Raw genomic sequence first — 25,356 nt, forward strand, 5'->3', positions numbered from 1 at the left:
ATGCGACGCCGTCACGCCAGGGCCGTCGAGGCGCGCGCCACGAGCTCGGGGCGGAAGAGCAGCTGCTGGTGCCGGTGCCCGGGGTCGGCGACCTCCGCCAGGAGCAGGTCGGAGGCAGCCCGCCCCAGCTCGCGGCGCGGCTGCGAGACCGAGGTGAGGGGAACGGCGGCCGCGCCGGCGAACTCGATGTCGTCGTACCCCACGATCGCGAGGTCGTGCGGCACCCGCACCGAGGTGCTGACGGCGTGCTGCAGGACCCCCAGGGCCAGGAGGTCGTTGGCGCAGAAGGCGGCCGTGGGACGGGCGTGGTCGGGCAGGCCGGACAGCCGCCGCGCCGCCAGGCCGCCGTGCGGTACGTCGGACCGGGCCGTCTCGAGCACGACGAGGTCGTCATCGGACCGGCCGGCGGTCTGCCAGGCCGACCGGGCGCCGGCGAGCCGGTCGGCCACCTGCCCGGTCGTGAGCGGACCGCCGACGAACGCGACCCGTCGGTGGCCGCGGTCCAGGAGGTGCTGGACCGCGAGGCGTCCCCCCAGGTGGTCGTCGACCGCGACGGAGCAGAACGTGTGGTCGGTCCGGTGGTCCACGACCACGGTCGGGATGCCCTGGTCCCGGACGGCCCTGAGACCGGCCGACCGAGGGTCCACGGGGGTGATGAGCAGGCCCTGCACGCGGTGCTGGTGGACCAGGCGCAGGTGAGCGGCCTCGCGCTCGGCCCGGCCGCCGGCGTTGCAGAGCATCAGGCCGAGGCCGTGCAGCTCGGCCACAGCCTCCACGCCCTGCGCGACGTCGGTGAAGAAGGGGTTGCTGGTGTCGAGGGCCAGGTAGGCGAGGGTCCGGCTGGTCCCGGCGCGCAAGTGGCGGGCCGGCTCGTTCAGCACAAAGCCCAGGGCGGCGATGGCCCGCTCCACCCGCTGCCGGTTCGCGGCGCCCACCCGGTCTGGGCGGTTCAGGACGTTGGAGACGGTTCCGACGGAGACTCCGGCCGCGACTGCGACGTCCTTGATGGACGCCGACCTCGAGCCCGGCATTCAGATCAGGCCGCTACGGACGGCGTGGACCACGAGCTCGATGTTGTGCTCCAGCCCCCACGCCCGCCGGGCGTCGTCGAGGCGTCGGCGCAGGGTGCTGAGCGAGACGTTGCACGCCGTCGCCGCGTCGGTCGTGTTCATGCCCCGCGCCATGGCCGAGAGGATCTGCAGGGTGAGGTGGTCCGCCTCGATCCGAGGTGAGGGGTGGCTCGACTGGGTCACCGGTCCGTCCTTGTCGGTCATAAAACGATTCACCAAAGATCAGCCTACTGTGGACCAGGTCACAGGTTCGAGGCGTTCTGGAGCTTTGACACAACTTGTTCCAAGCCGCTCATCGGCTCCGTGGAGGCCGTTTCGGGGCGCGATGACACATTGTGGTTCACATTCGTGGACGAGTAGTGACGCCCGGCCCTTCTTGTGAAACGGTTCACCTCGCGTGACGACAGTCACGCCGGCGCCGCATCGCGGTGCTGCAGGCAGGACGAGGTGGGCGGCGACACGGCGCCCCCCGGTGATCCGATCAGCCACTGGAGAGAACTACATGTCGAACAACCACCAGGCTCGCCGCCTGAGGTTCACGAGCCTCGCGGCCGCGGCCGTGCTGGCCATCGGCGGTGTCACGCTGACGACGGGCGGCGGCGCCAGCGTCGCCGCACCGTCCGTCGCCGTGGACGCCCCCGCCAGCTGGGAGAAGTACGTCCTGGGCCCCGACTCGCCCCAGGTCTACCCGACCGCGTTCGCCGATCCCCGTGGTTCGGTGACCCGCCCGGCGGCCCTCGTCGAGCGCAACGGCTCGATGACCCTGACCACGGTGGCGGGTGAGACCCCGGCGTCGGTCGTCCTCGACTTCGGGCAGGAGATGAGCGGCGTCCCGTTCATGGACGTCGTCCGGACCACCCCGGCCACGCCCGGCGGTGCCGACCCCACCCTGCAGGTCGTCACCGGCGAGGCCCGCTCGTTCCTGCGACGAGCGGCCAGCACCGCCGTACGGGTGAACACGGCGGCGGGCGAGACCGTCCTCCCGGTCGCCTCGACCGCCGGCCTGGAGGTCGACAGCGAGATCGTGATCGGCACCGGCGCGACCGCGCAGACCCGCACGATCGTCGCCTTCGCCCCGACCACCGGCCAGGGCTCCGGCGCCGGCACCATCACGCTCGACGCGCCCCTGACCGCCCCGGTCACGGGCCCGGTGCCCGCATCGGGTGGCAACCCGGCCGTCCCGGGCACCGCCGTCACCAGCGCCGCCCTCGGCCCGGCGTCCGACGAGAACCCCGGCCAGTCCCTGGTCGGCGGCAACGACCTGCTGACCCCCACGACCCCCGGACGGCTGGAGGCCGGCGCCCACCCGGGCTTCCGGTTCGTCCTGCTCACGCTGACGACCCCCGGCTCACTCACCATCCGCGACCTCGGCGTCGACTTCCAGGCCTACCGAGCGACTCCCGAGGACTACCGGGGCCACTTCGAGTCCAGCGACGACGAGCTCAACCGGCTCTGGTACGCCGGCGCCTACACGCTGCAGACCAACCTGAAGCTCCCCGGCCTGCGCGGCCTGCCCGACGGTCGGATCTACGACGGCGCCAAGCGCGACGGCAGCATCTGGACCGGCGACCTGATCATCCAGGGCCCGACCGCGATCGCGACCCTGGGCGACGAGGGCGAGCAGTACGTCAAGTGGTCCCTGGAGGAGCTGCTGCGCGAGCAGCGCGCCGACGGTCACCTGCCCGGCTCCCCGGACTTCAACAAGGGCCGCGTCGGCACCGGCCCCGGGGGCTCGTACCCGATCGGCCAGGGTGCGCCGATCTACTACTCGGTGAACTACTCGGGCTACGGCACGCGCTCGATCATCGACTACTTCCGCTACTCCGGCGACGAGGAGTTCGCCCGGGCCACGCTGGACCAGGTGCGTCGGTCGGTGGCCTACAACCAGGCCTTCCTCGATCTCGACAAGAACCTGATCGCGCCGCGCAACCCGGCCAACCCGAGCGACCCCACCTACACCCGCGGCGACCGCGACTACTTCCAGTCCTACATGCCCGGGTACGTGACGAAGTTCAGCATCGACTACTACATCCTGCTGCGCGAGATGGCGTGGTACGAGCGCCAGATCGGCACCGCCGAGCGGGCCGCGGAGTACGACGCGACGGCCGACCGGATCAAGACGGCCGTGACCACGACGCTGTGGAACCAGGAGGGCGGGTTCTTCGGCCAGAGCGACCAGAAGATGGACCTGATCGCGGGCGACGTCAACGGCCTCGCCCTGCAGTACGGCTTCGTGCCGAAGGGGCAGGAGAAGCGGGTCCTCGAGGCGCTCAAGGTCAACTGGAACGACCACGGCGCGATCATGGGCGAGGGTCTCGTCGACCCCACCGGGCACACCATCGAGCCGTTCGGCATCGGCATGGAGACCGGTGGCCGCCTCGCGGTGGACGACACCGAGGGCGCCTTCGACCTGATGCGTCGTACCTGGGGCACGATGATCGACCCCGAGAACCCGCTCTACACCGGCGCGTTCTGGGAGTTCAAGAACACCGACGGCGGCGTCAACCGGGCCACGGCCAGCCTGGCGCACGGATGGGCCGCCTCGCCCACGGTCCAGCTCACCGAGCAGGTCCTCGGCATCTCGCCGACCGGCCCCGGCTACTCCACCTGGAAGCTTCAGCCGCACCCGGGCGACCTCAAGTTCAGCAAGGGCGTCGTCCCCACCGAGACCGGTGAGATCGACGTCTCGTGGACCCAGGACGTGGCCGCGGGCGCCTTCTCCCTGAAGGCCGCCTCTCCCGCGGACACCCGGGGCACCGTCTCGGTGCCCGCGACGGCCGACCAGACGGTCACCGTCAACGGCCGGCGGGTCTGGTCGAACGGGCGCAGCCTGGCGCTCGGCGCCACCTTCGCTGACGGCTACGTGACCTTCCAGGTCACAGGCGGCGCGCTCGATGCCCGGGTCGCCGACACTCCGGCGCCTCCGGTGACGCCGGCTCCGGTCGGCAAGACGACCGTGAAGGTCAAGGTCCGGCCCGCCAAGGTCACCACCACGACCCGGCCCAAGGTCACGATCGCCGTCCGCTCCACCCGCGGCAAGGTCGCCGGCCGGGTCGAGGTCCGTCTCGACGGCCGCGTCGTACGCCGGGTCCGGCTCGCGGCCAACGGGAAGGCGACCGTGACGCTGAGGAGGCTGAAGGCCGGCCGGCACCGGGTCGTCGTGGTCTACCCGGGCACCGCGACCACCGGCCAAGCGCGCGGGGTCGACGGCTTCCGGGTCGTACGGCGCTGACCGTCCGTCCCTGAGCACCGCACGGCGGTGGGGCCCGCGACCCGTCGCGGACCCCACCGCCGTAGGGCGCCCGTAGCATGGGCGCGCCATGGCCGGACCCGCTGACTCACCGACGATCCGCGACGTCGCCGCGCTCGCCGGGGTCTCGGCCGCCACGGTCTCGAACTACTTCCACCACCCGGAGCGCATGTCGCCGCCGACCCGGGAACGCATCAGGTCGGCCATGGAGACCCTGAACTTCGCCCCCAACGACGCCGCGCGCAGCCTGCGTCGTGGGCGCAACCCGGTGGCCGGCTACATCTCCTACGAGTTGGCCAGCGCCCGGACGCCCGCGATCACCAACGCGATCAGCGACCGGCTCGCGGCCGCCGAGATCCAGCTGCTGTCGGCCGTCGACGGCGGGGACCCGCAGCGGGAGCGGGGGTTCCTCGAGCTGTTCGAGCGCCAGCGACTGGCCGGCGTCATCATCACCCCCGTCACCGACATCGAGCCGGAGCTGTCCCGACTGCGGGCCCGGGGCATGGCCAGCGTGCTCTGCGCCCACCGGGCGCGCAGCCCGGAGCAGGCGTCGGTGTCCATCGACCACGTCACCGGCGGTCGCATCGCGGCCGAGCACCTGCTCTCGACCGGGCGCCGCCGGCTCGCGTTCGTCACCGACACCCTGGAGCGGAGCCAGATCGCCGAGCGGTTCGACGGCGTCTCGGCCGCCGTAGGCCAGCAGCCCGGGGCGTCGGTGGAGGTCGTCTGGTGCCCGGCCCGCTCCATCGACGGCGGCGAGGCCGGTGCCCGCCAGCTCCTGCGGCGCAGTCCGTCGACCCTTCCCGACGCCCTCCTCGGGGTGAACGACCTGGTGGCGATGGGCCTGCTGGCCGGGCTCCGCGGCGTCCTCAGCGTGCCCGACGACGTCGCCGTGATCGGGTACGACGACATCGAGTTCGCGCGGTTGGGAGCGGTGCCGCTGACCTCGATCCGGACTCCGCAGGAGCAGCTGGGCACCACCGTCGCGGAGCTGCTGGTCGACGAGATCGCCGCGACGTCCGGCGCGGAGGCAGCCGGGCCCCGCCCCCACCTCGAGCTCACCCCCGAGCTCGTCGTGCGTGCCTCCACCGTCACCGGCTGAGCGGGTGCTGCCCACGCGCTCGGCGAGCACCGGTCTGCGTCGACTCGTCCTGGTCGCCGGCATGGCCTCGCTGCTCGACAGCGCCGCCATCGTCTCCGTGGGATCCGCTCTCCCGCTCTGGCGTTCCGACCTCGGCCTCGACGACTGGTCGGTCGGCTTCGTCAGCTTCGCGCTGACCCTCTCGATCGCCGCTGGAGCCCTGGTCGGGGGACCGGTGTCCGACCGGGTGGGTCGGCACCGCGTGTTCTCGGCGACCGTCGTGCTCTACGCCCTGGGCGCCGCCGTGGTGGCGGGCGCGCACCAGGCGTGGGCCCTGTACGGCGGGGTCGTGCTGCTCGGGATCGCCTCGGGAGCGGACCTGCCCGCCTCGTTGGGGATGGTGTCCGAGCGGGCGCCGGTGGCGGTGCGCGGGCGGCTGATCGCCCTCACCCACGTCATGTGGACGGTAGGCATCCTCCTGGCGACCGCCCTGGCGCTCGTGGTCTCGCCGTTCGGGGTGGACGGCATGCGCGCGGTCTTCGGGGTCCTCGCCGTCGCCGCCCTCCTGACGGTCGTGGCGCGGGTCCGCCTGACGGCGTCGCTCGCGGAGGACCGGTCCCCGCAGCCGAGGGCCGTCGTCCCGCGACGGTCCAGCGAGGGGACGCTGCGCACGGCCGGCCTGCTCGCGGCGTTCTACGTGGTCTACACCCTGCTCGCCAACACCTTCGGCAGCTTCCGGACCTACTTCCTGGTGGTGGTCGGTGGCGCCGGCCAGAGCGCGGCCACCGCCATCTCGTTCGGGGTGACCCTCCTGGGGCTGGCCGGGACGATCGGGTTCAGCCTGCTCGCCGACACCCCCTGGCGGCGCCGTGTCTTCCCGGCCGGCGCAGTGCTCCTGGTCGGCTCGCAGCTCCTCATCGCCGTGTCGGGCGGTACGTCGATCGCCGTCGTCCTGGTCGCGCTGATCCTCTACAGCCTCGCCTACCCGTTCGTCGGGGAGGGGCTCTACAAGGTCTGGACCCAGGAGCTGGTCGACACCGAGTGGCGCGGCACGGTCCAGGGCACGACCATCGCCCTGGCGCGGGCGGCCGCCGCGGCGTTCGCCGTGGTGACGCCGGCGCTGATGTCGTGGAGCCCGTCCGTGCTCTTCGCGATCCTCACCGGGTGCGCGCTCGTGTCGACCGCCGTGGGCGTCGTCATCATGCGCACCTCGACCTCTGCCCGCCCCGGCTGAACGGGTCGTCCGCGCTTTCTCATTTGAGGTCGACGGCCCGTGACCGGGCGTCACGCCGGTGACATCCGGCTTGCCTACGTTGCGCCGTGCCAGGTCGCGCCGCTCGGGCGGACGCGACCGGTGACGACCACGGCGCTGTCGTCGTCGGTGTTATCGGGCCGGGCCCCGTCGGGTGCCCGGCATGACCAGAGGAGTCGTATGTCTCGCAAGGTGCACCAGCGGCGCAGCCGCGGTCATCGCTTCATCCCCCCGGCGCTGGTGGCCGGGCTCGCCATGTCGGCCCTCGCGGCCGTCCCCGCCCAGGCTCTCAACACGGTGAACGTCGCCCGCAGCGACACCTGGCAGGTCCAGGACGCCGCGATCCCGGGGGTCGACACCGGCAGCGTGACGCGGACCGCCGGCCTCGCCCTCCAGGGGTACGGCGGCCTCCGGGTCGAGGTCGCCGGCGGCACGAGCCGGCTCAACGGCATCCTGCTCCGCGGCTTCGGTCTGACGTACGACGGTCGCGACACCTTCTCCACCACCAGCGGGGTCAAGCTCGACGGCGTGGTCGTCCAGCGCGAGCTGGCCGTGGACAAGGCCGACAACTACGGGCGGTTCTTCGACTCCTTCACCAACACGCTGCACGTGCCGGTGACCGTCGAGGTGGCCTTCGGCGGGCAGCTCGGCTACAACACCGGCGCGAACCAGACCGCCATCGCCGGCACGTCGACCGGCGACGCGGCCATCACACCGGCGGACGGCTGGGCGGCGTGGTACTCGCCGTCGGCCGGTCCCGGCTCGGCGAGCACCAACGGTCCGTCGGCGACCGTGATCGGCCAGCCGGGCACCGCGGGCGACCTGACCCGGATGGGCAACTTCCTGCGCGACCCGTTCACGAACGACCTCGCGACCACCGGCGACGAGGCCAACCACCCGGCGTTCATGACGTCCCTGACGATCCAGCCCGGCGACACCGCCTCGCTGGTCCGGTACGTCGTCGCCGGCCGCTCCGAGGTCCGGGCCCTGGGCGGTGCTCCGATCCCCACCGCAGGCTCCGAGGTCAGCTTCGTCGAGAACACCGCCCAGCAGCTGGTGTCGACCCCGGACGTCACGGGCCTCAACGTGAGCGAGCTGTGCTCGGTCGTCAACTACGACCTCACCGCCCTCGGCGTCGACGCGGCCGACTGCGCGACCGGCGCGACCGAGCCGATCCAGAACGACGTGCTCGGCGCCGTCCAGGCCGAGACCGTGAAGACGACCTCGCCGTACGACCCGATCGGCAAGTCGTTCACCCAGCAGTCGGCCGACCTGAAGGCCCGGGTCACCAACTCGCAGCAGATCGTGCGGGCCTACCTGGACCGGATCGCGGCGTACGACCGTGGTCCGTTCGGGCTGAAGTCGGTCCTGTCCGTCGCGCCGGACGCGATGAAGCAGGCCAAGGCCGCCGACGCCGCGCGCAAGGCCGGCGACACCCGCCCGCTGCTCGGCGTACCGATCCTGGTCAAGGACATCATCGACACCAAGGACATGCCCACGACCGGTGGGTCGGTGCTCTTCGACGGCTGGACGCCCTCGGACGACTCCTTCCAGGTGAAGAAGCTGCGCGAGGCCGGCGCGATCATCCTGGGCAAGGCGAACCTCTCGCGGTTCGCGCAGAGCGGTCACTTCAGCCAGAGCCACTTCGGCCAGGTGTGGAACGCCTTCGACCCGTCGAAGAGCACCATCGGCTCCAGCGGGGGCTCGGGCGCCTCGATCGCCGCGAGCTTCGGCGCGGCCGCCATGGGCACCCAGACCGGTGACTCGCTGTGGGGTCCGTCGTGGGCCGGCAGCCTCTACTCGCTGCGCGGCACCGACGGCATGCAGTCCAGCGCGGGCACCATGCCGCTGACCCTCATCCAGGACTACGTCGGCTTCATGACCCAGTCGGTCGAGGACCTGGCGGCGCTGCTGGAGGTCGCGGCGGTCGACAACCCCGACGACGTCCTCGACGACGTGTCCAACGGCCATCGGCCGGAGAACTGGAGCCAGTACTTCACCCCGAACGCGCTGCGCGGCAAGACCATCGGCGTCCCGGCCGGTGCGTTCACCGACCCGTTCGGCACCACCGGGACGAGCGACGCGCTGCGGGCCCAGTTCGCGACCTTCGAGGCCGCCGGCGCCACGATCAAGGAGATCCCGGCCGCGCCGGCCGCCCCGACCCGGGGGGACTACGGCAGTCTCGGCCGCGAGGGCTGGCTGCAGTGGTTCGAGGCGCACCCCGACGCCCCGACCACGATCGACCAGGTCTCCAGCGGCTCGGCCCTCTCGACCGACCAGCAGCAGCGGGACTTCGAGGCCTGGCGCGCGCAGTACCGCGGGGTCCTCGGGTCGTGGATGGACGACAACGGCGTCGACGCGGTCCTCTACCCCGAGGGTCTCAGCGACATCCACCTCAACGACTCGACCGGCAACAGCTTCGGCCGGCTCGACCCGCAGTCGTCCGCCTCGGGCGTCCCGACGGCGATCTTCCCGGCGGGCACGAACGCGAACGGCACGCCGATCGGGTTCCAGCTGCAGGGCAAGGCCTACCAGGACGCCGAGCTCCTCGGCTTCGTCTACGCCTTCAAGACGATCCGCGAGGGTCGGGTGCTCCCGGCCGTCCTCCCGGCCCTGGAGTACGACGCCGACGCGATCCCCAGCCCGGTGGAGCCGCTCGAGCCGGTCGACCCGGTCGAGCCGACCCCGGCGGTGCCGTCGGTCCGCCCGACGGTCCTCTCGCGGACGGTCACGGCCAAGGTCGCCGGCGCGCGTCCGGCCCGGGCCACGCTCAGCCTCGGCTGTGCGAGCGCCGCGGTCGCCTGCACCGGGCAGGTGCGGGTCGCCCTCGGCGGCAAGCGCCTGGCGGTGAAGACGGTCCGGATCGGGGCGGGCGCGCAGCGCCAGGTCACGGTCAAGCTGCCCCGGTCGGCCAAGCGCAAGCTGCTGCGGGGCAAGCGGGTCGTGCTCGCGGTGACCTTCACGGGCACCGGCGCGACGAAGTCGCTGACGAAGGCGACCAGGGTGAAGGTGCGTCGCTGACGATGCGCCCACCGCACGAACGCCGGCGGCGTCGTACCTCGGGGTACGGCGCCGCCGGCGCGGCGGGTCGGCGGACCTACGGTGGGCCGGTGCCCGCCCGCGACCGCGCCCGCCCCTCCCTCCGGTTCCGCGACCGATCGGTGTTCGAGGGCGTGGCCCGTCGCGAGGTGGGCGCGCTCGACCTCGTCGCCCACTCGGTCGCCGTCCTCGTCCCGTCACTCACCGCGCTCGGCTCGGGGCTCGCGTTCCCCGCCGTGGTCGGCCCCGGATTCTGGGTCAGCACCCTTCTGGGGTTCGGCCTCGTCGGCCTGCTCACTCTGACCTTCAACCAGTTCTCGACGCGGTTCCGGTCGGCCGGCACGCTCTACACCTTCGTCGCGAAGGGACTCGGGCCGATGCTCGCGCTGGTGGTCGGGGGCGGGCTGATCATCGGCTACTCCGCGATGATCGGCTTCGGCCTGGGCAGCGGCTCGCGACGCGCGGAGGCGGCGCTCGCCGCCGGCGGCGTCGACCTGTTCGCGGGCACCGGCCGGGAGCTGGTCCTGCTCGTCGTCGGCGCCTCGATGTGCCTCTACGCCATCAGTCGCGGCATCCACTGGTCGACCCGCGCCGCCCTGGCGGTCGAGGTGGTGAGCCTGGTGGTGCTGGTCGTCGTCCTCGGCACCTGGATCGAGCGGTACGGCTGGCCGGGCCCGGAGGTCCTCTCCCTCGAGGGCGCGTCGCTGAGCCGGATCCTGCTCGGTGCCGGGCTCATCGTCACCCTGACCCTGGCCTACGAGAGCTCGGCCTCGCTCGGCCTGGAGACCAAGCGGCCGTTCGCCGAGGTGCCGTTCGCGCTTCGCTGGAGCCTGGTCCTCGCGGCCGTGCTCTTCGCCTTCGCCAACCTGGTCGCGACCCAGCGTCCGGCGGACGCACCGTCCGTCTTCAGCTGGCGCTGGTTCTCGCCGGGGGCGGACCGGTCGGTGGCCGACGCGCTCGTGCTCGTCGTCCTCGCCTGGTCCCTGGTGGCGCTGGCCCTGTGCGTGTGGTGCGCCCTCGCCCGTCTGGTCTTCTCCCTCGCCCGGGAGGGCGTGCTGCCGGACGCCCTGGGCCGGGTCAACGCCCGGGGCATCCCGATGACGGCGGCGCTCGCGGTCACGCCCCTCGCGGTGCTGCCCACGATGGTCGGAGTGCTCGCCCAGGACGAGGGTGGCTCCTTCGGCTGGGAGCTGAAGGTGGCGACCTCCGTCGTCATCTGCACCGCCTACGCGTTGACCGCCCTCTCCCTCCTCCTCTTCCTCCGCCGCCTCGATGAGGTCACGCCGGTCCCGGTCGTCGCGGCCGTGGTCTCCGGGGTGGGGGCGGCCGCGGTGGCCGTCAACGAGCTGGTCACCGAGCTCCGCGACGGGACCTACCTCGCGGTCGGTCTCCTGGTCGCGTCCGCGGTCCTGGGGCTGCTGATGCGGCTCGGCACCGCGCGCCGACGCGTCACCGGCGACCGGTACGTCGGGATGCACGACGAGGCCCTCGCGTCGTCGGTGATCCTGCCTCCCGAGGAACGGGCCGACTCCCATGCCGACCGCTGACCGCGACGGCTTCCTGGCCCGGCAGCCGGCCGCGGTCGACAGCGCGTTCGCGGTCCTCGAGGCCGTCGTACGGCTCGGCCCGGGGGTGACCGCCCGCGAGCTGACGGAGGCCCTGCCGATGTCGCAGGCGAGCGTCTACCGGATCGTCAAGCACCTCGTCGCCCAGGAGTACCTCGTCCGCACCCCCGACCTCCGCGGCTTCGTGATCGGCGAGCGCGTGCGGGCCCTGGCGTCGGGGGCGATCTCGCAGCTCGTCGAGGCGTCGGACGAGCCCGCGGAGCCGCAGGCCGAGGAGCGAGGGACCTGATCGTCAGGCGAGGTGGGTGCCGAGGAGGTCGAGGAGCCCGCGGCTGCCGACCTCGCGGTTCGGGCCGTCGGCCCAGTACCGGTCGAGGAAGACGCCGTGCTCGGCGTGGGTGAACCGGGTGCCCTGGTCGGTCGGGACGAACTCGAACGACGCGACGGAGGTCGACATGTGGGTCCCGTCGAGCCACATGTCGTAGGTCGTGACGATGCGGACGTGCGTGACGATGTCGGTGTAGGTGGCCTCGTACCGCGAGACCGGACCGTCGTGGAACGCGCCCTCGGCGACGTCGCGTCCGCCGACGCGGAAGTCGAACGCCCACTCTCCGCGCACGAACGCGTCGGGGTCGCCGAACCAGGCTCGCTTCTGGTCCTCCTCGGCGAAGGCGCTCCAGACCCGCTCGACGGGTACGGCGTAGTCGCGGGTGAGGGTGAAGCCGGAGTGGGCGAGGCGGCGCTCGTCGGTCATGGGCCGGCTCCTAGCGGGTGAAGGTGACGTGGATCGTGCCGCTCTCGGCGACCTGGGTCGTCATGCGGTGGGTCTGCTCGAGCCCGCGCAGGTCCTCCCACACGCGGTGGCCGCGATCGAGCACGACCGGCGCGATCGCGACGTGGAGGTCGTCGACGAGGCCGGCCCGCACGAACGCGCGGGCGGTGCCGATGCCGCCCCCGACCCGGACGTCGAGTCCCGCGGCCGCTGCGGCCGCCTCGGCGAGCACGTCCTCGACCGGAGCGCTGCGGAAGCGGAACGTCGTACCGCCCCGCATCTCGATGTCGGGCCGCGGCGCGGTGCCGGTCAGGACGTAGACCGGGCAGCCGAACGGGGGCTCGTCGCCCCACCACCCCTTCCAGTCGGGGTCGTCGGGGTGGGAGTGCAGGCCGAACATGGCGGCGCCCATGATCTCGGCGCCGACGCCCTCGAAGAACGCCGCGGCGTACGCGTCGTCGATGCCCGTGGTGCCGGCGCCGCTGGTGTCGCCGAAGACGCGCTCGCGCATGGTGCGGGTCGCGACGTACGCCGCGGTGAGCGGACCCCAGTCCTCTCCCATCGGGTTCTCGGCTCCGCCGCCGGCCGAGGCGCAGCCGTCGAGCGAGCTGAACAGGTCGATGCGGACGCGGGTCATGTCAGGTGTCCTTCGGTGCGGAGCGGGTGAGGCGGAGGCCGAGTCGGTCGGCCTGCCGTTCGGCCGGCGTGCGCTGCTCGCCGAGCCACAGGTGCAGGACGTCGAGGGCGCCGGGTCGCAGGCTGACCGTCCGGACCCGGCCCTGCTTCTCCGACGTGACGACGCCGGCGGCCTCGAGGACCCGGAGGTGCTGCATCAGGGACGGCAGTGCCATGGCGAAGGGGGCGGCCAGCTCGGAGACGACGGCCGGCGACCTGGACAGCCGCTCCACGACGGCCCGACGCGTCGGGTCCGCCAGGGCGCGGAGGACGGCGTCCAGCTCGTCGCCATAGTTAGGCATATGCCTAACTATGGCGGGGTGGGTGATCGCTCGTCAAGCAGCGTCTCTGCCGATGAGTGTCGCCCACGTGAGTGCCGGAGATCGACCGCCAGAGGCCGGCGACTCGGGCCGCACCCCGGGTCGCGGAGCAGCCGGAGCCGGAGCCGAGCGTCGGTGGAGGGCCGCGTGCCGCAGTCGGAGCCACGTACGGCCGGGTGGTGCCCCAGGCAGGAGTCGAACCTGCGACCTTTCGCTTAGGAGGCGGCTGCTCTATCCGCTGAGCTACTGGGGCGTGATCGGCGCCGGACATCCTGTCATGCCGCGGTTTTGACCTACTCGCCGGTCGCGCACACCATTTGAGGTGCACCCGTAGGTTCGGGGGCGCGCCACCGCCCCATCCCTGGAGTTCCCGCATGCCCGAAGGCCCCACCGGCCCGCACGACCAGTCGGCCGTCCCGCCGGTGATCGGCGACCCCGAGACCCGAGCCGAGGGCACGCGACGCGGCGGGGCCAGGCGGGGCAAGGCCCGCAAGCGGCACACGGTGGGCAAGGTGCTGCTCTCCACGATGGTCGTGCTCGGCATGGTGACCGGGCTGGGGACCGTGTGGCTCTACCGCGACCTCAACCACAACCTCGACGTCGTCGACGTGGCCGACCAGCTGTACGACGTGCCGGACAAGCCGGAGTCGACCGAGCCGCAGGAGCCGCTCAACATCCTCGTGATGGGCTCCGACGACCGCGACGGCAGCGGGAACAACATCGACGGCCTGACCGGGTCCGGCCAGCGCTCCGACACGACCCTGCTGTTCCACCTGTCGGGGGACCGGAAGTCGGCGTACGGCGTCAGCATCCCGCGCGACTCGCTGGTGACCCGGCCCGACTGCATCGGTGACGACGGCGAGACCATCGAGGGCGCCGAGAACGCGATGTGGAACGAGGCGTTCGCGGTGGGTGGTCCCGCGTGCACGATCCAGCAGTTCCAGACCCTCACCGACATCAAGGTCGACCACTTCGTCGTCGTCGACTTCGCCGGGTTCAAGGACATGGTCGACGCCATCGACGGCGTCCCGGTCTGCATCCCCGAGGACATCTCGGACCCGGCGCATGACATCGACATCAAGGCCGGCACGCGCGAGCTGCGGGGCAAGGAGGCGCTCAACTACGTGCGCGCCCGCTACACCCTCGGCGACGGCTCCGACATCGGCCGGGTCAAGCGCCAGCAGGCGTTCATCGCGGCGATGGCCAACAAGGTCGTCTCCGGCGGCGTCCTGGCTCGCCCGGACCGGCTGATCGGGTTCCTGCGTGCGGCGACCAAGTCGCTCACCGTCGACCCGGGCCTCGACAACTTCGTCAAGATCAGCAAGGTCGGCCTGGGGTTCAAGGACATCGGGCTCTCGCGGGTCCGCTTCATCACGATCCCGTGGGCCTACGACACCCGCGAGGAGTACCGCGGTCGCGTCGTGTGGACCGAGGACGCCGAGCGGGTCTGGAACCGGGTCCTCAACGACAAGCCGATGTCGCGCAACCTCGACTCGGGCACCCTCGACGCCGCGAACCTGCCCGGCTCGCCGAGCGCCTCCCAGAGCCCCTCGGACTCGGAGAGCCCCTCGGACTCCGAGAGCCCGTCAGGCGACGCGAGCCCCAGCGACGACCCCAGCGCCAGCGCCGGGACGGGCGGCTCCGAGCGCGACGAGGCGCAGCGCGAGACGCTCGAGGCCGCGGGGCTGTGCACGTGACCACCCCCGAGGCGGACTGGGAGCGCAAGCGGCGGCTGGCCGAGGTCTTCGGTGACGCGCTGCCCGCCACGACCACGGACGAGCGGGACGACGAGAGCCCCCGCGAGCGGGCCGACGCCGGCGACGCGTGGCTGCGCTCGCAGGTGCCGCCCCACCACGGCTCGAGCTGAGGGCGCGGGAGAGTTTCATCGGCTAGCCGATGAACCTCACCCCGGGACGACAAAGGTTCATCGTCCAGGCGTGAGTTTCATCGGCTAGCCGATGAAACTCACGCGGCGGCCAGGATCAGCTGAGCGGCTGGTCCGAGGTGCTGGTCGTCCGGCCCTGCTGGGTGGCGAGCAGGTCGCGGATCTCCTGGAGGAGCTTGATGTCCTCGGGGGTGCCGGGAGGGGCGCTCGGGAAGAACTTCTCCTTGGCCTTCGTGTAGGGCAGGACGACGAAGAAGTACACGACGGCGGCCAGCACGAGGAACGAGATCAGGGCGTTCAGGAAGAACCCGAGGTCGCCCTCCTTGACGTTCTTGAAGGTGTCCTCGGTCGCCGGGATCTGTCCCATGAGCCAGGCCGTGAACGCAGTGACGACGGCGCCGAACGCCGTACCGATGATGACCGCGACGGCAAGGTCGACGAGGTTGCCGCGCAGGATGAAGTTCTTGAAGCCGCCGAGCATGGAGGACTCCCTGGGTTCCGGGGGATCGGTCCCTAGGAGGCTAGTCCCCGAACGCGTAGGTCAGGAACAGCCGCACCGCGGCGTCGGCGATGAGCGGTACGTCGTCCGGCCGCGCGCCGACGACGACCAGGCGGCCCCCGAGGCCGGTGCCGCCGGTCTCGGCGGTGCCGGCCGGCAGGGCCAGGACGGGTACGGCGGCCGCCACCAGCTGGGGCTCGCCCCCCTGGGGGTCGGCCGCGACCAGGTCGACCACGTCGCCGACCCGGAGCAGCCCGGCCATGCCGGCGTCGGGCAGGCGCACCGGCAGGGCGACCCGGCCGGGGTGCCCGGCGGCCAGGCCCGGGCCGACCAGCCGTACGTCGGTGACCGGCTCGCCGCGCCGCAGCGGGGAGGCGAGGACGCGGCCGACGGCGTCGTCGGCCAGCTCGTCGGGGACTGTGCCCGGGGCGAAGGCCGCGGTCGTCAGGTCCCCGGGCGAGAGCGCGACCCCGGCGGGCACGTCGCGCGCAGCAACGGTGACCGCGACGGTCGCGGGCGGCGGCTCGGCCGCGGCGCGGAGACCGGCCGCCACCGCCACTCCGGCGAGCAGGGCGGCGAGCAGCCGTCGGCGCGCAAGCACGGCGCGGCGTACGGCGCTCAGTGCCCGGGTCGGGCGGGTGGCGGCGGGGGAGTCAGGGAGCATCCCCCGACGCTAGGAGGGATCGGCAGGCCCTGCCCGCGTCCTCCACAGGCGCCTGGGCGCCGGGTCAGTCTCGACACGCGGGTCGCGGCTTCGCAAGCTCAGCCGTGCCGCTCGCTCGACCACCAATCGACGAGTCCGCTGGCGCGTCCTCGTCAGTCCGAGGACTTCGCCGCGGGCTTGGCGGCCGGGGCGGCGGGCTTGCTCTCGGACTTCGACTCGCTCTTGGTCTCGGTCTTCGTCTCGGTCTTGGTGCCCGAGCCCGCGTCGGACGACGTCGACGAGCCGCGGCTGTCGGTGCGGTAGAAGCCCGAGCCCTTGAAGACGACGCCGACCGCGTTGAAGACCTTGCGCAGCCGGCCCGAGCACTGCGGGCACTCGGTCAGCGAGTCGTCGGTGAACTTCTGGACCTGCTCGAAGGCGTGACCGCACTCGGTGCAGGCGTACTGGTAGGTGGGCATCGTGGCTCCGTGCTGAGAGTGGTGCTGAAGCGGCTTTGGCACTCGACTGGTGCGAGTGCCAAGGATACGGCACCGGCAGAATGACCGGGCGATGACCGACCCCACACCAGCCTCCGTCTCACCCGGCACCGTCCTGCGTCGGGGGTGGGCCGCCTATCGAGGGTGGCCCCGCGCCGCGCGGCTGACGTCGTACGGCGTGGTCGGGCTGGTGCTCGTGCTGGTCGCCGGTCTGGTGACCGTGGTGACCCTCGCGCGCCGGCCGCTGCCCCAGGACGAGGGCCGGGCGACGGTCGCGGGCCTCGAGGGCGAGGTCGAGGTGGTGCGCGACGAGCACGGCATCCCGCAGCTGTACGGCGACTCGCTGACCGACCTGGTCCGCGCCCAGGGCTACGTGCACGCGCAGGAGCGGTTCTTCGAGATGGACGTGCGCCGGCACGCGACGGCCGGCCGGCTGGCGGAGATGTTCGGCGAGGACGCCGTCGAGAGCGACTCCTACGTCCGCACGATGGGCTGGCGGCGGGTCGCCGAGCAGGAGCTGGCGCTGGTGCGCCCCGACACCCGGGCCGCGCTGCAGGCGTACGCCGAGGGGGTCAACGCCTACCTCGACGAGCACTCGCCGAGCGAGATCGCGGTCGAGTACACGGTGCTCAACGTCGGCGGTCTCGACTACACGCCCGAGGACTGGACGCCGGTCGACTCGCTGGCCTGGCTGAAGGCGATGGCCTGGGACCTGCGCGGCAACATGCAGGACGAGATCGACCGGGTGCTGGTCCGCTCGGCCGTGGGGCCGGAGCGGATGCGGGCGCTCTATCCGTCGTACCCCTTCGACGAGCACGAGCCGATCGTCGGGCAGGGCGCCGTGGTCGACGGCGTCTTCGAGCAGGACGCCAGCACCGGCGGCACCCGCAACCCCCTCCGTCCGGCCTGGACGGCGGACCAGCGCGCGGTGCTGCGCGAGGTCGGCGCGGGCCTGGGCCGGATGCCGGACCTGCTCGGCGAGGGCGACGGGATCGGCAGCAACAGCTGGGTCGTGTCCGGGGACCGCACCGCGACCGGCGCGCCCCTGCTCGCCAATGACCCGCACCTGGGTGTCGGCCTGCCGGGGGTGTGGACCCAGATGGGCCTGCACTGCCGTCGGGTCTCCGAGGACTGCCCGCTCGACGTCGCCGGCTTCACCTTCTCCGGCGTCCCGGGCGTGATCATCGGCCACAACGCCGACATCGCCTGGGGCTTCACCAACCTGGCTCCCGACGTCACCGACCTCTACCTGGAGCAGATCCGCGGCGACGAGTGGAGGTACGACGGCGCCTGGCGCCCGCTGCGCACCCGCATCGAGACCATCGAGGTCGCCGACGGCGAGGACGTCGAGCTGACGGTCCGCTCGACCCGCCACGGTCCGATCCTCTCCGACGTCGCCGACGAGCTCGCCGACGTGGGGGAGCGGGCGCGCGAGGACCGCGAGTTCGCGGTCGCGCTCTCCTGGACGGCGCTGGAGCCCGCGCCGACCGCGGACGCCATCCTCGACCTCAACCTGGCCACCGACTGGGACTCGTTCCGGGCAGCGCTCTCGTCGTTCGCGGCGCCCTCCCAGAACGTCGTGTACGCCGACCGCGAGGGCCACATCGGCTACCAGGCGCCCGGGCGGGTGCCGATCCGCAAGTCCGGCAACGACGGGACCATGCCGTCGGCGGGCTGGCGACCCGAGAACGACTGGACCGGCGAGGTGGTCCCGTACGACGGGCTGCCCAACGTGCTCGACCCGGACGAGGGCTTCGTGGTCGCCGCCAACCAGGCGGTGATCGGGGACGACTACCCCTACCGGCTCACCGACGACTGGGACCACGGCTGGCGCTCCCAGCGGATCCGCGACGTGCTGTCCGACGCCGACCGAGTGGACGTCGACGCGATGCTCGACCTGCAGCTCGACGACCGGCACCCGTTCGCGCCGCTGCTGACGCCGTACCTCCTCGACGTGGCGCTGCCGCACGGCTACTGGTCCGGCGGGCAGGACCTGCTCCGCGACTGGGACTTCGACCAGTCCGCGGACAGCGGCGCGGCGGCGTACTACAACGTCGTCTGGCGCACCCTGCTGTCCCGGACCTTCCACGACGAGCTGCCGGAGGACCAGTGGCCCGACGGTGGTCAGCGCTGGTACGCCGTGGTCGCCGCGCTGCTGGAGGAGCCGGACGACCCGTGGTGGGACGACACGACCACCGCCGACGTCGTCGAGGACCGCGACACGATCCTGGAGCAGGTGCAGCGCGAGGCCCGCGACGAGCTGACCCGACGGCAGTCCCGCGACCCCGCCGGCTGGACCTGGGGCCACCTGCACCGCCTGGAGCTGCGCTCGCCGACCCTGGGCGAGTCCGGCATCGGCCCGGTCGAGCGGCTGGTCAACCGCGGGGGCTGGGAGGTCGGCGGCGGCAGCAGCACCGTCGACGCCTCCGCCTGGGACGCGGCGGAGGGCTACGAGGTGACCTCGGCCCCGTCGATGCGGATGGTCGTCTCGCTCGACGACCTCGACGCCTCCCGCTGGATCAACCTCACCGGCGTCTCGGGTCACCCGGCCAGCGACCACTACACCGACCAGACCGACCTCTGGGCCCGCGGCGAGTCCCTGCCCTGGGCGTTCTCGTCCGCCGCCGTCGAGGAGTCCTCGGCCCACGTCCTCACCCTGGTGCCGGGCTCGTCGGTCGAGTAGCGAGCTCGTTCGTCGGTCGAGTAGCGAGCTCGTTCGTCGGTCGAGTAGCGAGCGCAGCGAGCGTATCGAGACCCGCCGGTGGTCTCGATACGTCCGCTCGTTCCTCGCAGCCACTCGACCAGCGAGGCAGGGCGAGCACTCAGAAGCGGACGATCCCGGACGGCGAAGCGGCGGCGGAGACGGCGCGGTCGTGCGGCTCGACGGGAACCTCGACGCCGACCTCGTCGTCGTTCAGCAGCACGCAGGTGAACGTGCCGACGGGCACGCGGGCGAGGGCCCGGTCGTAGGAGCCGCCGCCGCGACCGAGGCGCATCCCGGTGGGGGAGACCGCCAGGCCGGGGACCAGGACGACGTCGGCGGTGGCGACCGCGTCGACGCCGAGCCGGTCGACCGGCTCCAGCAGGCCGCGGCGGGCCGGGGCGAGCGAGGTGTCGCCGCGGTAGGTCCCCCAGTCGAGGTCGCCGTCGGGCAGCAGCACGGGCAGCACCACCCGGCGGCCGGCGTCGGCCAGCGCGCGCAGCAGCAGGCCGGTGCCGGGCTCGGTGCCGATCGAGACGTACGCCGCCACGGTGGCGGCCCGTCGTACCTCCGGCGCGGCGAGCAGGTGCTCCGCCGTACGACGGGCGCCCTCGCCGACGTCGAGCAGCGGGCGCCGGCCGCGCGCGGTCAGCAGCCGGTCGCGCAGGGCCAGCTTCTGGGCAGTGACGGGGCTCACGCCTCGATCATTTCGCGGAGGTTTGCCGATGGACCACCCCGCGAGCCTACGATCGGTGGCATGGGTAGCCCTGGCTTGCACGCCGCTCGCGCCAAGATGGAGGCCGAGGGCGTCGACCCCGTCGCCGTCGACACGTTCGCGCACTACTTCCGCCTCCTCGAGCACGGCGAGACGGGGATGATCCCGGAGTCGACGATCGAGCCGGTCGACATCGAGGCGCTGGCCGACGTCGAGGTCTCCGACGAGGCGGCCGCGGCGGCGATCCGCACCACCGCGGTCATCAAGCTCAACGGCGGCCTCGGCACGTCGATGGGCATGGACCGCGCGAAGTCGCTGCTGTGCGTCCGCCGCGGCCTGAACTTCCTCGACATCATCGCCCGTCAGGTCCTCCACCTGCGCCAGCAGTACGACGCGACCCTGCCGCTCATCTTCATGAACTCGTTCCGGACCTCCGACGACACCATGGCCGCGCTCGCCCGGTACGACGCGCTGCCGGTCGCCGGCCTGCCGCTGGAGTTCCTGCAGAACAAGGAGCCCAAGCTCCTGAAGAAGGACCTCTCGCCGGTCAGCTGGCCCAAGGACCCCGACCTGGAGTGGTGTCCGCCCGGGCACGGCGACCTCTACACCACCCTGCGCGGCACCGGCCTGCTCGACCAGCTGATCGCGGCCGGCTACGAGCGGGTGCTGGTCTCGAACTCCGACAACCTGGGGGCCGTGCCGGACGCGCGCGTCGCCGGCTGGTTCGCCTCGACCGGGGCGCCGTTCGCGATCGAGGCGGTCCGCCGTACCCCGTCGGACAAGAAGGGCGGCCACTTCGCCCGCCGCAAGAGCGACGGCCGGCTGGTGCTCCGCGAGACCGCGCAGACCCTCGACGAGGACAAGGACGCGCTCGCCGACCTCGAGCGGCACCGCTTCTGCTCCACCAACAACCTGTGGATCGACCTCGCCGCGCTGAAGACCGTCCTCGACCAGCGCGACGGCATCCTCGGTCTGCCCCTGATCCGCAACGTCAAGAACGTCGACCCGGGTGACAAGACCTCGCCCGAGGTGATCCAGGTCGAGACCGCCATGGGCGCGGCGATCGAGGTCTTCGAGGGCTCCACGCTGATCGAGGTCAGCCGCGAGCGGTTCGTGCCGGTCAAGACCACCAACGACCTGCTCGTGCTCCGCTCCGACGTCTACGACATCGGCCAGGACTTCGTGCTCGACCAGGCCGCCGACGAGATCCCCTACGTCGACCTCGACACCGACCACTACAAGCTGGTCGGCGAGTTCGACAAGCGCTTCCCGGAGGGCGCGCCGTCGCTGCGGAAGGCGACGTCGCTGACCGTCGAGGGCGACTGGACCTTCTGCCGCGGCGTCCGGGTCGTCGGCGAGGTGTCGCTCGAGTCGTCGTCGGCCCAGCGGGTCGGTGCCGACACCGTGCTCTCCGATGCCTGAGGGCGCCCCGGACACGGTCGAGCAGCACCTCGACCGGGTCCTGCGTGACCTGGAGCCGCTGCCGGTCTTCCCGCAGCCGCTGATGGACACCCTCGGCCTGGCCTGCGCGGAGGACATCACGGCCGCGGTGGCGCTGCCGTCCTTCGACAACTCCGCGATGGACGGGTACGCCGTCGTCGCAGCCGATGTCGCCTCCGCCTCCGACGAGTTCCCCGTGCACCTGCCCGTGGTCGGCGAGATCGGCGCCGGCAACGCCCAGCTGCTCGCGCTGGCCCCGGGCACGGCGGCCAAGATCATGACCGGGGCTCCGGTCCCGACCGGCGCCGACGCGGTCGTCCCCTACGAGTGGACCGACCGCGGCGTCGCCCAGGTCAGCATCCGTCAGGCCCCGCAGCCCGGCCAGCACGTCCGGCCGGCCGGCGAGGACGTCGCGATCGGCGACCTGGTGGTCGAGCGCGGCACCGTCCTCGGCCCGCGCCACCTCGGCCTGCTCGCCTCGATCGGCCGGGCGACCGTGCGCTCGCGGCCGCGACCCCGCGTGGTGATCCTGTCGACCGGCTCGGAGCTGCGCGAGCCCGGCGTACCCCTCGGGCACGACTCGATCTACGACGGCAACTCGTTCCTGCTCGCGGCCGCGGCCCGGCGGGCGGGCGCGATCGCCTACCGGGTCGGCATCGTCCCGGACCAGCCCGAGGCGTTCCTGACCGCGCTCGACGACCAGCTGGTCCGCGCCGACGTCGTGGTCACCTCCGGCGGCGTCTCGCAGGGCGACTTCGACGTGGTCAAGGAGGCGCTGGCGCCGAAGGGCGTGTGGTTCGGGCCGGTCGCCATGCAGCCCGGCAAGCCGCAGGGCTTCGGGTTCGTGGGGGAGGACAACACCCCGATCTTCACGCTGCCCGGCAACCCGGTGTCGTCGTACATCTCCTTCCAGCTGTTCGTGCTGCCCGCGCTGCGCAAGATGATGGGGATGACCCCGTGGTCGCGGCCCGTCGTCCCCGCCCGGCTGACGCACGCGGTCACCTCGCCGCCCGGTCGGCGGCAGTACCTCCGCGGCGAGTACGTCGTCGACGGCGGCACGGTCACCGTCTCGCCGGTCGGCGGCCCGGGTTCGCACCTGGTCGGCGACCTGGCCTCGTCGAACGCGCTGGTGGTGATCCCGGAGGAGACGACGGCGATCCCGGCGGGCACCCTGGTCGACGTGCTGCCCCTGGACCTGGACTACTGATGAGCGACCACCTGACCCACGTCGACGAGTCGGGCGCCGCGCGGATGGTCGACGTGTCCGCCAAGGACGTCACCACACGTACGGCGACCGCCTCGGGCCGGGTGCTGGTCGCGCCCCGCGTGGTCGAGCTGCTCCGCGGCGACGGCGTGCCGAAGGGCGACGCGCTCGGCGTGGCCCGGGTCGCCGGGATCATGGCCGCCAAGCGGACCCCCGACCTGGTGCCGCTGTGCCACCCGCTCGCCCTCTCCGGCGTCACGGTCGACCTGGTCGTCGCCGACGCCTCGGTCGACATCACCGCCACCGTCCGCACGACCGACCGCACCGGCGTCGAGATGGAGGCGCTGACCGCGGTGTCGGTCGCCGCGCTCACGGTCGTCGACATGGTCAAGGCCGTCGACAAGGGCGCGGTCATCACCGACGTGCGGGTCGAGACCAAGACCGGCGGCAAGTCCGGCGACTGGGCGCGCGGATGAGCCTGCCCGCGGCCGTCGTCGTCGCCTCCAACCGCGCCGCGGCCGGCGTGTACGCCGACGAGACCGGCCCGCTGATCGTCGACGCGCTGCGGGACCTCGGCTTCACGGTCGACGCCGCGGCCGTCGTCCCGGACGGGGAGCCGGTGGGGGCCGCGATCTCGGCCGCGCTTGCCGCCGGCGCGCGCCTCGTGCTCACCACCGGAGGCACCGGCCTGACACCGACCGACCGCACCCCCGAGGTCACCCGCCCGCTGCTCGACCGCGAGGTCCCCGGCATCGCCGAGGCGATCCGGGCGTACGGCGTCGCGCAGGGCGTCCCGTCGGCCGCGCTCTCGCGCGGGCTGGCCGGCGTCGCCGGCTCCTGCCTCGTCGTGAACCTGCCCGGCTCCCGGGGCGGGGTCAAGGACGGGCTCGCCGTGCTGGCGCCGATCGTGGTGCACGCGGTCGAGCAGGTCGTCGGGAGCGACCACTGACCGGCGGCTGGCCGGTGACGCTCCGGTCCGGGGACGTCACCGTGCGACCGCTGCGGGCCCGCGACCAGCGGGCCTGGCGCGAGGCCCGGCAGCGCAACGCGGCCTGGCTGGTGCCGTGGGACGCGACCGTCCCGCCGAACGCGGGCGTGCGGCCGAGCACCTTCCGCGGGTTGGTGCGCCGGATGCGGCGCCAGGCCCGGAAGGGGACGACGTACCCCTTCGCCGTCGAGGTCGACGGCCGGTTCGCCGGCCAGGTGACGGTCACCAACATCGCCCGCGGTTCCGCGCAGTTCGGCTCGGTCGGCTACTGGATCGACCGGCAGTACGCCGGCCGCGGTGCGATCCCGCGCGCGGTCGCGCTGGTCGTGGACCACTGCTTCACCGCGGCCGGGCTGCACCGGGTCGAGATCGCGATCCGCCCGGAGAACTCGAACTCGCTGCGGGTGGTCGAGAAGCTGGGCATCCACGAGGTCGGCTACGCGCCCCGCTACCTGCACATCGACGGCGAGTGGCGCGACCACCGGATCTATGCGGTGACCCGCGAGGAGGTCCCGCACGGACTGCTGGCCCGCCTCGAGTCACACGAGTAACACAAGTCTTCTCGCGACACACGGGTAGACATCCGCCCCACCGTGTGTGGGTGAACCTACGCTCCTGTCCGTGGACTGGAGCGCGCTCATCTTCGTGGCACTGGCCGTGGCGTGGGCGGCCTACCTCATCCCCGTCGCCATCAGGTCGCACGACGACGCGGTGCGCAGCCGCTCCGTTGAGCGGTTCTCGAACCGGATGCGGGTGCTCGCCCGCCGTGAGCCCGTGGGCAGCAAGACCGCCCGCCTGGTCGTCACGCCGGGGCGTCCCGCGTCGACCGCGGTCGTCGTCACCAAGCCGTCGGCCGCCGACGAGCCGGCCTCGGAGCCCGCTCCGGTGGCTGAGGCGCCGGCGCCCGCTCCCGTCGAGCTGACCCCCGCCCAGCGCCGTGCGCGCCGCGAGGCGGCTCGGCGCGCGACCAAGCGGCGCCGCAACGTGCTGGCCGTGCTGCTGGTGGCCAACGCCGTCGTCGCGCTGCTGGCGGGCCTGAACGTCTTCTCCTGGTGGTGGACCGCCGCGCCTGGTGGCCTGCTGGTCGCCTGGCTGGTGCTCTGCCGGGTGATGGTCAAGGGCGAGCAGGCCGCGCTCGCTCCGCGATCGAGTGTCCCGGCTGCTCCGGAGGCTCCCGAAGCCTCCGAGGCCTCCGAGGCCTCCGAGGCCTCCGAGGAGGGCGAGGAGCAGGTCGTCGGCGAGGTCACCGAGGAGATCTCGGTCGTCACCGAGGACGGCGACACCGCCGTGCGGATCGTCTCCGAGGTCCGCCTCGACCCGACCCTGTGGGACCCGGTCCCGGTCACGCTGCCGACGTACGTCTCCAAGCCGGCGGCGGCTCGTCGTACCGTCCGGACGATCGACCTCGACGACACCGGCGTGTGGTCCTCCGGCCACGCTGCCGGCGACAGCCAGCTCGCCCGCGAGGCCGAGCAGGCCGACCGGGCCGAGAAGGCCCAGCGCTCCGACGGAGACGACCGGGCCGTCGGGTCCTGATTGGGAAGCACCCGGAGTCGGGTGCTAACGTTTCGCCTCGCGTCTTCGGGCGCGAAGGGGCTGTGGCGCAGTTGGTAGCGCGTCTCGTTCGCAATGAGAAGGTCAGGGGTTCGAATCCCCTCAGCTCCACCAGGTGACAGAGAAGCGGGGGGGGGGGGGGGGGGGGGGGGGGGGGGGGGCGGGGGGGGGCCGGGGGGGGGGGGGGGGGGGGGGGGGGGGTGGGC

Annotated in this window: 24 protein-coding genes and 2 tRNA genes; 16 read left to right on the forward strand and 10 right to left on the reverse strand. The window is 72.8% G+C overall.

Annotated elements, in window-relative coordinates:
• Positions 1–11: 11 nt before the first annotated feature.
• Together V7S47_RS24720 and V7S47_RS24725 are read right to left on the reverse strand one after the other, a co-directional pair.
• Positions 12–1,031, reverse strand: a complete 1,020-nt coding sequence (locus V7S47_RS24720) for a LacI family DNA-binding transcriptional regulator (protein WP_336564090.1) — start codon at positions 1,029–1,031, stop codon at positions 12–14.
• Complete coding sequence (locus tag V7S47_RS24725; protein ID WP_336564091.1) at positions 1,032–1,274, reverse strand: hypothetical protein; 243 nt, start codon at positions 1,272–1,274, stop codon at positions 1,032–1,034.
• 298 nt (positions 1,275–1,572) lie between these two features.
• On the opposite strand from V7S47_RS24725, the gene V7S47_RS24730 reads away from it, so the two are divergent.
• From V7S47_RS24730 to V7S47_RS24755, 6 genes are all read left to right on the forward strand, one after another.
• A complete protein-coding gene (locus tag V7S47_RS24730) occupies positions 1,573–4,302 on the forward strand; it encodes an alpha-L-rhamnosidase C-terminal domain-containing protein (RefSeq protein WP_336564092.1) in 2,730 nt (909 codons plus the stop codon).
• Positions 4,303–4,390: 88 nt separating this feature from the next.
• Complete coding sequence (locus tag V7S47_RS24735) at positions 4,391–5,422, forward strand: LacI family DNA-binding transcriptional regulator (protein ID WP_336564093.1); 1,032 nt, start codon at positions 4,391–4,393, stop codon at positions 5,420–5,422.
• Positions 5,423–5,426: 4 nt separating this feature from the next.
• Positions 5,427–6,635: an MFS transporter gene (locus V7S47_RS24740; RefSeq protein ID WP_336564094.1), complete on the forward strand. Its 1,209-nt coding sequence runs from the start codon at positions 5,427–5,429 to the stop codon at positions 6,633–6,635.
• A gap of 198 nt (positions 6,636–6,833) precedes the next feature.
• The gene (locus V7S47_RS24745; protein WP_336564095.1) at positions 6,834–9,674 is read left to right on the forward strand and encodes an amidase; all 2,841 of its coding nucleotides are present in this window, start codon (positions 6,834–6,836) and stop codon (positions 9,672–9,674) included.
• Positions 9,675–9,763: 89 nt separating this feature from the next.
• Positions 9,764–11,239 (forward strand): APC family permease, encoded by a 1,476-nt coding sequence (locus tag V7S47_RS24750; protein ID WP_336564096.1) that lies wholly within the window; start codon positions 9,764–9,766, stop codon positions 11,237–11,239.
• Positions 11,226–11,546: a MarR family transcriptional regulator gene (locus V7S47_RS24755; RefSeq protein ID WP_336564097.1), complete on the forward strand. Its 321-nt coding sequence runs from the start codon at positions 11,226–11,228 to the stop codon at positions 11,544–11,546. Before V7S47_RS24750 ends, V7S47_RS24755 begins: the two co-directional genes overlap by 14 nt.
• 3 nt (positions 11,547–11,549) lie before the next feature.
• Here the strand turns inward: V7S47_RS24755 and V7S47_RS24760 are convergent, their stop codons facing one another.
• The 4 genes from V7S47_RS24760 to V7S47_RS24775 all read right to left on the reverse strand — a co-directional run bounded on the left by V7S47_RS24760 (position 11,550) and on the right by V7S47_RS24775 (position 13,277).
• Complete coding sequence (locus tag V7S47_RS24760; protein ID WP_336564098.1) at positions 11,550–12,011, reverse strand: SRPBCC domain-containing protein; 462 nt, start codon at positions 12,009–12,011, stop codon at positions 11,550–11,552.
• Positions 12,012–12,021: 10 nt separating this feature from the next.
• The gene (locus tag V7S47_RS24765) at positions 12,022–12,666 is read right to left on the reverse strand and encodes a dihydrofolate reductase family protein (RefSeq protein ID WP_336564099.1); all 645 of its coding nucleotides are present in this window, start codon (positions 12,664–12,666) and stop codon (positions 12,022–12,024) included.
• 1 nt (position 12,667) lies between these two features.
• Positions 12,668–13,006, reverse strand: a complete 339-nt coding sequence (locus V7S47_RS24770; protein ID WP_336564100.1) for an ArsR/SmtB family transcription factor — start codon at positions 13,004–13,006, stop codon at positions 12,668–12,670.
• A gap of 195 nt (positions 13,007–13,201) precedes the next feature.
• A tRNA-Arg gene (locus tag V7S47_RS24775) sits at positions 13,202–13,277 on the reverse strand.
• A gap of 121 nt (positions 13,278–13,398) precedes the next feature.
• Between V7S47_RS24775 and V7S47_RS24780 the strand changes: the two genes are divergently transcribed.
• Entirely contained in the window at positions 13,399–14,721 is a 1,323-nt protein-coding gene (locus V7S47_RS24780; RefSeq protein ID WP_336564101.1) for an LCP family protein, read from the forward strand.
• Entirely contained in the window at positions 14,718–14,891 is a 174-nt protein-coding gene (locus V7S47_RS24785) for a hypothetical protein (RefSeq protein WP_336564102.1), read from the forward strand. The genes V7S47_RS24780 and V7S47_RS24785 overlap by 4 nt, the downstream gene beginning before the upstream one ends.
• Positions 14,892–15,006: 115 nt before the next feature.
• On the opposite strand, the gene V7S47_RS24790 is transcribed toward V7S47_RS24785, so the two are convergent.
• The 3 genes from V7S47_RS24790 to V7S47_RS24800 all read right to left on the reverse strand — a co-directional run bounded on the left by V7S47_RS24790 (position 15,007) and on the right by V7S47_RS24800 (position 16,530).
• Positions 15,007–15,390 (reverse strand): large conductance mechanosensitive channel protein MscL, encoded by a 384-nt coding sequence (locus tag V7S47_RS24790; RefSeq protein ID WP_336564103.1) that lies wholly within the window; start codon positions 15,388–15,390, stop codon positions 15,007–15,009.
• Between the two features lie 40 nt (positions 15,391–15,430).
• Complete coding sequence (locus V7S47_RS24795; RefSeq protein ID WP_336564104.1) at positions 15,431–16,072, reverse strand: SAF domain-containing protein; 642 nt, start codon at positions 16,070–16,072, stop codon at positions 15,431–15,433.
• Positions 16,073–16,224: 152 nt separating this feature from the next.
• A complete protein-coding gene (locus tag V7S47_RS24800; RefSeq protein WP_336564105.1) occupies positions 16,225–16,530 on the reverse strand; it encodes an FmdB family zinc ribbon protein in 306 nt (101 codons plus the stop codon).
• Positions 16,531–16,621: 91 nt separating this feature from the next.
• On the opposite strand from V7S47_RS24800, the gene V7S47_RS24805 reads away from it, so the two are divergent.
• Positions 16,622–19,231, forward strand: a complete 2,610-nt coding sequence (locus V7S47_RS24805; protein ID WP_336564106.1) for a penicillin acylase family protein — start codon at positions 16,622–16,624, stop codon at positions 19,229–19,231.
• Between the two features lie 139 nt (positions 19,232–19,370).
• Here the strand turns inward: V7S47_RS24805 and V7S47_RS24810 are convergent, their stop codons facing one another.
• Entirely contained in the window at positions 19,371–19,946 is a 576-nt protein-coding gene (locus V7S47_RS24810) for a 5-formyltetrahydrofolate cyclo-ligase (RefSeq protein WP_336564107.1), read from the reverse strand.
• Positions 19,947–20,006: 60 nt separating this feature from the next.
• Between V7S47_RS24810 and V7S47_RS24815 the strand changes: the two genes are divergently transcribed.
• From V7S47_RS24815 to V7S47_RS24845, 7 genes are all read left to right on the forward strand, one after another.
• The gene (locus tag V7S47_RS24815) at positions 20,007–21,386 is read left to right on the forward strand and encodes a UTP--glucose-1-phosphate uridylyltransferase (protein WP_336564108.1); all 1,380 of its coding nucleotides are present in this window, start codon (positions 20,007–20,009) and stop codon (positions 21,384–21,386) included.
• Complete coding sequence (glp, locus tag V7S47_RS24820) at positions 21,379–22,611, forward strand: molybdotransferase-like divisome protein Glp (RefSeq protein WP_336564109.1); 1,233 nt, start codon at positions 21,379–21,381, stop codon at positions 22,609–22,611. The genes V7S47_RS24815 and glp overlap by 8 nt, the downstream gene beginning before the upstream one ends.
• Positions 22,611–23,084, forward strand: a complete 474-nt coding sequence (gene moaC / locus V7S47_RS24825) for a cyclic pyranopterin monophosphate synthase MoaC (RefSeq protein WP_336564111.1) — start codon at positions 22,611–22,613, stop codon at positions 23,082–23,084. Before glp ends, moaC begins: the two co-directional genes overlap by 1 nt.
• Complete coding sequence (locus V7S47_RS24830; RefSeq protein ID WP_336564112.1) at positions 23,081–23,557, forward strand: MogA/MoaB family molybdenum cofactor biosynthesis protein; 477 nt, start codon at positions 23,081–23,083, stop codon at positions 23,555–23,557. The genes moaC and V7S47_RS24830 overlap by 4 nt, the downstream gene beginning before the upstream one ends.
• Before the next feature lie 14 nt (positions 23,558–23,571).
• Positions 23,572–24,147, forward strand: coding sequence for a GNAT family N-acetyltransferase (locus V7S47_RS24835; protein WP_336564113.1), 576 nt, complete (start codon positions 23,572–23,574; stop codon positions 24,145–24,147).
• A 70-nt stretch (positions 24,148–24,217) separates the two neighbouring features.
• Complete coding sequence (gene sepX, locus V7S47_RS24840; RefSeq protein WP_336564114.1) at positions 24,218–25,132, forward strand: divisome protein SepX/GlpR; 915 nt, start codon at positions 24,218–24,220, stop codon at positions 25,130–25,132.
• 56 nt (positions 25,133–25,188) lie between these two features.
• Positions 25,189–25,264: transfer RNA gene (locus V7S47_RS24845), tRNA-Ala, on the forward strand.
• Positions 25,265–25,356: the final 92 nt, after the last annotated feature.

This window comes from Nocardioides sp. CCNWLW216, assembly GCF_037120545.1.
GTDB lineage: Bacteria > Actinomycetota > Actinomycetes > Propionibacteriales > Nocardioidaceae > Nocardioides > Nocardioides lianchengensis.